The sequence below is a fragment of the Bacteroidia bacterium genome (assembly GCA_025056095.1).
Classification (GTDB): domain Bacteria; phylum Bacteroidota; class Bacteroidia; order JANWVE01; family JANWVE01; genus JANWVE01.
In genome coordinates this window covers 1-5,478 of the sequence record JANWVW010000184.1, presented here as the reverse complement: position 1 = coordinate 5,478, position 5,478 = coordinate 1, and the positions used below count along the sequence as shown (strand labels likewise).

The 5,478-nt window shown below is 37.7% G+C and carries 6 protein-coding genes; all 6 read right to left on the bottom strand.

All coding sequences use genetic code 11. The features are described from left to right. Positions 1–394: 394 nt before the first annotated feature. Positions 395–1,213, bottom strand: coding sequence for a DUF4905 domain-containing protein (locus NZ519_11370; protein MCS7029352.1), 819 nt, complete (start codon positions 1,211–1,213; stop codon positions 395–397). A gap of 4 nt (positions 1,214–1,217) precedes the next feature. Next, a complete protein-coding gene (locus NZ519_11365; protein ID MCS7029351.1) occupies positions 1,218–2,477 on the bottom strand; it encodes a DUF58 domain-containing protein in 1,260 nt (419 codons plus the stop codon). Between the two features lie 96 nt (positions 2,478–2,573). After that, on the bottom strand, positions 2,574–3,833 hold the full coding sequence (locus tag NZ519_11360) for a glycosyltransferase family 4 protein (protein MCS7029350.1): 1,260 nt from the start codon (positions 3,831–3,833) through the stop codon (positions 2,574–2,576). 3 nt (positions 3,834–3,836) lie between these two features. Next, on the bottom strand, positions 3,837–4,535 hold the full coding sequence (locus NZ519_11355; GenBank protein MCS7029349.1) for a hypothetical protein: 699 nt from the start codon (positions 4,533–4,535) through the stop codon (positions 3,837–3,839). Positions 4,536–4,581: 46 nt separating this feature from the next. Next, on the bottom strand, positions 4,582–5,058 hold the full coding sequence (locus tag NZ519_11350) for a DinB family protein (protein MCS7029348.1): 477 nt from the start codon (positions 5,056–5,058) through the stop codon (positions 4,582–4,584). 73 nt (positions 5,059–5,131) lie between these two features. Then, the gene (locus NZ519_11345) at positions 5,132–5,362 is read right to left on the bottom strand and encodes a hypothetical protein (protein ID MCS7029347.1); all 231 of its coding nucleotides are present in this window, start codon (positions 5,360–5,362) and stop codon (positions 5,132–5,134) included. Positions 5,363–5,478 lie beyond the last annotated feature (116 nt).

The following is a 5,478-nucleotide window of genomic DNA, read 5'->3' as shown; positions in this document are numbered from 1 at the left end:
TTTTTGGGCGTGCCCCTTGCTGACGCAAGGGTCGGGGCATTCCGCACGTAGCCCGTAGCACGCCGACCTTGTGGGCAAAAGCCCACAAGGGCACGCCCAAAAAATTAAAGCTTAATCTTTTCTTTACCTACATTCTTTATGCAAGCAAAGGTGGTTAAATTTTGTACAATGTGTATTCACCTAAAAAGTGGGTTATTTGCAGCCTATTAAATAAAAAAGCGCGGGGACTCAACCCTTTGGGGAATCAACCCACGCCCTTGCTCTTGTTCTCTGATACAAAATTACAAAAGCTTAATTCAAACTATAACGACTTCATACTTCAACTGTCAAAAAAAGCGCATGAACAGTTAAAATTTTGACATGAACGGTACAAAAACATACATGAACGGTTTTTTCAAAACGAATATACATGCAAAGTACCAGGAACTTCCACAAAAAATAAATGATTTTGATACATGTAAAAAGTATCCACCGCAAACTTATGCACATTTTGAGCTAGGCAAACTTCACAAAGCTTTTTTTGTTCATCTGCGTTGTAAATAACAAGATAGTTATTCATACTTGTTTGCAATCCGTTTTTGTGCATTGTATAGTAGCTCAAAATATGATTTTGACCAAGATCAAGATATTCAGCATAGTGAAATTTAAGTGAAGGGGCAAAAGTTCTAAAAAAGGTAAGATAGTCTTTATTTTCGGCTTTATCTAAAAGTATTGCCTTTGGAAATTTCATTTGTTCAAAAGCATCTAATTCAGTGTTTTCAGCATCCTGCAAAACGTGAATAGGAATTTGCTCACCATAACGTTGAATAATTTTGCCTTTTGCATCTATTTCTACAAAATTTCTTGTACCTTCGGGCGTAAGAAAATAAGCAATTACAGTAAATTTAGCCTTTTTGAACCAAGAAAGTTGGGGCTGCTCCCATACTAATAGCCGTGAATGTACATCATAAGCATATATGCCATAATGCTCGGGAATTTCAGGACTTCTGTATTGATGAATGTACAGAATTCCACTGTCAATATGTTCTACGCCTACCAACCAAGGTTCGTGTAGTACCCAGTCTTTTACAATTTGCTTTTTAGCATTTAGGTCAATAACTTGAAAGTAAGTGATGTACTCTGCCCCATTTCGTACTTCCACAACTGCCAAAGATTGTTGAGTGTCTATACGAACTTTCCAAATATTCCCATTAAAAGAATACGAGTGTAACATATTTTTACAACAAAGATTTTGCTTTAATAATCAAGTATTGATGGATAGATTTTGCAGTCAAGTCTTCAGGTAATGTGTCCAAAGTTAGTACACCATTGCGCTGCAAGTACTTGAAAGCCAATAGCCTTTGTTCTAAAATTTGTTCTGCAATGCCTATTTGCAAAGCTTCTTGGGGGGTTCGGGGAATGGTTGTAGCTATTTTGTGGAGTTCTTTATCTCTCAACGTAATACACAAAGGTAAATGTTTTGGATAAAGCTGTGTAAATTGCTGAATTAAGATATCTGAAGCTCTGCGGTCAATAATATCTGTAATCAAAATAATTAAAGCACGTTTATTAACCTTTTTTTGTATGTACTGAAAAGCTATGGAGTAGTTAGGTTCGGTCATCTCATAATTAACATTGTGCAAAAGCTCTGCAATGGCATGCACTTGCTGCATACCTCTTTTGGGAGGAAGATAGCTTTGCACTTTTGAGCCAAAAACTAAAATTCCGACGTTGTCCTCTTTATTAACACAAACATAGCTAAGCATCAAAGCAGCATTGATGGCATAGTCTAATCGTTTCATGAAGCCATCTGAATTGCGCATCATTCGCCCTGCATCGAGTAGAATAATTACATTTTGATTCCGCTCAATTTGATATTGAGATACAATAGGTTTGCCTTTTCGGGCAGTAGCTTTCCAATTGATTTTGCGATATTCGTCATCTTTAGTGTATTCACGCAGACTTTCAAATTCGCGCCCCTCTCCATACCTGCGAATACTACGCCTTCCAATTTGCTCTACCTGATTTTTTCGGGCTAAAAGTTGATACTGCTTTAATTTCAAATACCCAGGATATACGGATACGGTGTTTTTTAAGATATACTCATAATCCTGCCGCACTAAACCTAAAAGCCCTATAATCCGCAAATGCACAGTTTCAAAGTAGTACTTACCTCGTTCCTTGGGCGTAATAGTGTAAGAAAATTGCAATTCTTGATTACCCAAAATAGTAAATGAAAATATTGCTTCGCGCATTTGAAAAATCATTGGTACATCATCCCCAAGATAACCCTTCCAAGTACGCTTAGTGATATTCCGTAAGGTAAGAACAACTTCATTAGGGTCGCCAAGAGAAAGTCTTTCAGGTACTTCGCGAGCAATTTCAAATTTTTCTTTATGAGGTATAAGCCGATAATCTACCACTGCAAAACCTGCCCAAACTACGATTATTATCCATGCCACTGCTAACAAAAATCCCCAAAAAAAACTTAATCCCATACAAATTACTGCAATGAGGAGAACCAAAAAGCTTTTATAGGTCAAGGTCATGCTGTACAAAAGTAAAAAATTTTGAAACAAATAAAATGAGTTCTGTCAAAGTGCGGATGATACTTGTTGCTCTTTTTTGGCATTATATTGCCTTTCAAGTAGACTCAATACTTGTGCGGACAAATGTTTTCTATCATACATTCGCGATAATTCCACAGCATTGCGAGCAAATTCGCTGCGCATGGATGAGTCAAAAAAAAGTTTTTTGAAGTTTTGATAAAAGGTACTTATGTCATCAGAAGGTGCAAATAAACCTGCTTTATTATGAGCTACCTCTGCTTGCCAACCTTGATAGTTAGCACAGATGGGTAAACCTACTGCAAGATAGTCAAAAAATTTGTTAGCGCTATTAGTATTGAGAATAGGATATTTTTCAAAGGTAATTATACCTACATCGGCTGCATACAAGTAAGGTAAAATTTGCGTTTTAGGCACAGCGTCAAAAAAATATATATTATTCAGTTCATACTTTTGAACAAGCGTTTTGACTTCTTTTATTCGGTTTCCTGAACCTACAATCACAAACTTGACTGCTTTCAAATTATCCTTTTGGGCTAAATTTGCTATCTCTATGAGGTACTTTACTCCATTTGCCCTGCCCACAGTACCCGAGTAGATAGCAATAAAGTCCGTTGAGTTAAAACCCAGTGCGCTTTTGTACCCCTGTTTCTTTTCTATGGGACAAGGCTTAAAGAAGTTCGTATTTGTTCCGTTAGGAACGGTAAAAATTTTGCTTTCAGGTATTTTTTTAGCGAGAATTTTTTTCGTCATTCCTGATGAGAGTGTAATAATCCCATCGGCATAGGTATAAATTTTTTTTTCCCACTTCCAAAGCCATTTTTTGAAAAAAGGATTTCGGATAATACCCATTTCAATGGGGACATCAGGCCAAAGATCTACCACTTCAAAAAAATAAGGTATCTTATATCGCTTATATGCTTGATACGCTATCCAACCTACGCTTAAAGGAGTAGAAGAAGCATATATTACATCAAAATTGTGATGCCGCTTTAAGTATCGGATTGAGAGTATTACGTACTGCATAAAGGCATGTATCCGCTGTGCGTAATTCATAGTATGCGCATAGTCAATGTTTAAGACCTCTACGTTAATGTTGTCTATTTGTAAGTGGCAAACGTGTTCAATGAATCTATGCGAATTAAAATAGTCTTTCGGAAAGTAAGCCTTAGTGGTAAGTATGGTAACCGTGTGTGTTTTTGCCCATTCCTTTGCGAATTCATAAGAACGATTATTTCCGCTGCCCTCGGGCGGACAAAAATACTGATGCAAGTATAAAATATGCATATTTTACCATTGGCTACCTAACAAAATCCCTAAAAATAGACCATGAAAAGATTGATATTGCTTAGCGTTGTACATCATTGGAATAGGCGTGGTAAATACATCGCTTTGTAGCCCTACCATAAGCCCTCGAATAAACTTGCGCCCATCTTCAACATCTGCTTGTATTTGAATTCTGCTACCTATTCCTGGTTTGAGCTTGCTTTTGTCTATTCCTGTAAAATACCCTGATGAACCATAAATATTTGTAGCATTATGACGGGCAGGATTAAAAGGCTCTTGAACCGTGTAAGGCGTTACGGGATTGCCATTGACTTGCGTTACGTATATGTCAAGATAATAGGGAGTAAGTATACCAATAGAGGGTCCTATGCCTATCCCTGCATGAATATTGACTTGATTGAGAAATGAGGTGCTTAGCAAGGTTTTTTGGACGCCTACGGTAGTCTGTAAAATTGTAAAATAATTGAGCTTACCCAAAATAAATGTATTACTCTCTTCCAAATAAGAACGGTAACGAAGTTCCTTAGGATGCTTAATAGCGTTGAAAGATACGTTCAAAAATCCTGTGTAGGACTCAAATTGTTCAAGTTTTTTTTGGTATTGCAAGTCTATACCAATAGAACCTATGGAATGAATTTTAGGTACATTGAACACAAAGGCTTGACGAAAATTTGTTTCTTCTTTCTCTTGACTTAATGCCAAAATTGAAAGTAACAATAGCCCCAAAGTTATCCATTTTGTAAGCATGTCAGTTTGCTTCCTCCTCCCAGGATTTTAAGTTTCTGTACATTTGAAAAATATGCAAATGTAAATGTCTTTCGTGTTTATCTAACCAATCATACAGTGTTATCTTTCCGTAGTCTTCGTGGAATACGAAATGATCCCATACTTCTTCAGGGATAATTTTAAGAAGTTCGGCATTAGCAGTGCGCAGGAACTTGAATACCATTAAGCTCAAAGTGGGATCTTGTTGTTCGTAAAACAGTCTATCTGCCCATTTATCTTGGTCGTAGCCGATGACCATTTTTTCAGGTTCTGCGATAATTTTGCGTAAGCGGATATATGCATGTGCTTCACTATCCGCAAGGTGAGCTAAAATCTGATTGATGCTCCAACTTTTGGGCGTAGGTCTGTAAGACCACATTTCAGGTGGAAAATCTTTCAATGCCCTGTCCAGATCCTTATTACCGTTGCAATACGATGCTATTTTTGCCATTCTCTCCATAGAACTTCCCCCACAAGTACACGCAAACCTAACAAAATTTAACCAAAAAGTAAATAGCAAAATTTCATAGCTTTTATCGGTTAGGTCTAAAAAATAGTTTTACTTTTTTGGGCGTGCCCTTGCCCACACTGCGCTGCGCTGGTGTGGGCAAGGTCGGCGTGCTACGGGCTACGCTAACGCTTCGGTGCTGCGCCCCACCCGCCCACCCCCTGGTTATGGGGTTAAGGGCGTGTGCGAGAGGCTTCGCACCAAGCCTGACGGCTTGCCCTTCGCATGCCTCACGCAAAAAATTTAATCCCCTCATTTTCAACACGTTCGTTTTTTTTTTGAACTTGCTTTTCTCAAAACTAAAAATTATCTTTGCGCTGTCAAATTTTTAAAACCCATGAAGGATATTAAATTGCAATTACTCATTACTTT

Bases quoted from the DNA above. Each gene is read 5' to 3' on its own strand.
- NZ519_11360 (MCS7029350.1), bottom strand. From the start codon at position 3,833: ATGCATATTTTATACTTGCATCAGTATTTTTGTCCGCCCGAGGGCAGC.
- NZ519_11365 (MCS7029351.1), bottom strand. From the start codon at position 2,477: ATGGGATTAAGTTTTTTTTGGGGATTTTTGTTAGCAGTGGCATGGATA.
- NZ519_11345 (MCS7029347.1), bottom strand. From the start codon at position 5,362: ATGAGGGGATTAAATTTTTTGCGTGAGGCATGCGAAGGGCAAGCCGTC.
- NZ519_11350 (MCS7029348.1), bottom strand. From the start codon at position 5,058: ATGGAGAGAATGGCAAAAATAGCATCGTATTGCAACGGTAATAAGGAT.
- NZ519_11370 (MCS7029352.1), bottom strand. From the start codon at position 1,213: ATGTTACACTCGTATTCTTTTAATGGGAATATTTGGAAAGTTCGTATA.